Below are 1,611 nucleotides of genomic sequence, written 5' to 3'. Positions count from 1 at the left end.
GCTCATATCCCCCGCCTGACCCGAACCACCACCCTCACACCACCACCCACCCCTACCTGGGATCTCGAGGGCACGGTGAAGGGGCGTTGGTGGGTCTCGGTGGGGGGGTGGATGGTGATTTGCACGTCGGTGGGCGTGTGTTCGGAGAGCACCAGGGGGGTGTGCAGGATGAGTTCGTCGATGACGGGCGTGTGGGCGTGTTGGCCGGCGTGTAGAACCAGTTCGACGAATCCGGTGGCGGGAAAGATGATGCGGTCGTTGACTTGGTGGCCGGTCAGCCACCGGTGTGTGGTGATGGCGAGTCGTCCGGAGACCACGATTTGGTCTTGGTCGGCCAGGTGGGTGATGGCGCCGAGTAAGGGGTGGTCGGGGCGGTCGAGTCCGGCAGCGCTGACGTCGGCGCTGGTGGCCGGGGACAGCCAGTACCGGCGGTGTTCGAAGGGATAGGTCGGCAGTGCGACGGTGGGGGGCTGCCCGTACAGGCTTGTCCAGGACGGGCTGTGGCCGTGGGTGTGTAGCTGGGCCAGCGTGCTGGTCAGGGTGTCTAGGTCGGGGCGGTCGCGGTGCAAGGTGGTGATCACCGCTGAACCGGTGGGTTCGCCGGCTTGGGCCAGGGTGTCGGTGATCGCGGGAGCCAGCACAGGATGCGGGGACAACTCGACAAAGGTGTGCTCGCCCTGGGCCAGTAGTCGGGCCACGCAGTCATGGAAGCGGACGGACTGACGCAAGTGTTGGGTCCAGTAACGCGGCGAGGTGAGTTGGTCGGGGGTTGCCAGTTGCCCGGTGAGGTTGGAGAGGATCGGCACGGTGGGCGGCCTTAACGTCACACCAGCGGCGATGGCCTCGAATTCCGGCAGGGCGGGGTCCATAGCCGGGGAATGAAACGCGTGGCTGACCTTTAACGGGGTGGCCTTGTAGTGCTGGGAGGCGCAGTAGTCGCGCAGTCGGTCAAGTTGGTCGAAGGGCCCGGCGACGACCACTGAGGTGGGGCTGTTGATCGCGGCTAAGGCGGTGTCTGGGTACTGGTCCAGCAACGCCAGGATGTTGTGTTCGCTGGCTTGGATCGCCAGCATCGCCCCTGGAGCGCAGGCTTGCATGAGTCGACCTCGAGCGCTGACCAACACCGCGGCGTCGGGCAGGGAGAACACTCCAGCGATGTAGGCGGCGGTCAGTTCGCCAATGGAGTGTCCCAGCAGACAATCGGGGGTGATACCGGCCGACACCAACGCGGCGTGCATGGCCACCCCGAAGGCAAACAATGCGGGTTGAGCGTAGGTAGTTTGGTGAAGCAGCTCGGCCGATGCGCCGTCAGCCTCGGCGGAGAGCACCTTGCGAAGCGACACATCGAGATGGGGATCCAGGGCCGCGCAGACCTCATCGAGGGTGTCGGCGAAGCTGCGGTGATGAGCGTAAAGCTGGTGGCCCATGGTGGGGTATTGAGCGCCTTGGCCGGGCAAGACGAACACGATTTTGCCGGCCTGGGGGGTCAGGTGATGGCTGGTGAGGCCTGGGTGGGGAAGCCCGGTGCGCAGCGCATCTAAGGCCGCGAGCAGGTCCTGACGGGGGTCATCGCTGGCCGCGGGTGTGGTGATGGCGGCGCGGTGGGGGTGG

At 66.0% G+C, this 1,611-nt stretch carries 1 protein-coding gene; it reads right to left on the bottom strand.

Annotation, left to right across the window (positions count from 1 at the left end; all coding sequences use genetic code 11):
- Positions 1–2 precede the first annotated feature (2 nt).
- Positions 3–1,611: acyltransferase domain-containing protein (locus tag MSIMFI_RS27055; RefSeq protein ID WP_191499996.1), on the bottom strand; the 1,609-nt coding region annotated here is incomplete at its 5' end.

The sequence above is a fragment of the Mycobacterium simulans genome, assembly GCF_900232995.1.
Classification (GTDB): Bacteria; Actinomycetota; Actinomycetes; order Mycobacteriales; family Mycobacteriaceae; genus Mycobacterium; species Mycobacterium simulans.
This window is presented reverse-complemented; position numbering and strand designations above follow the sequence as displayed.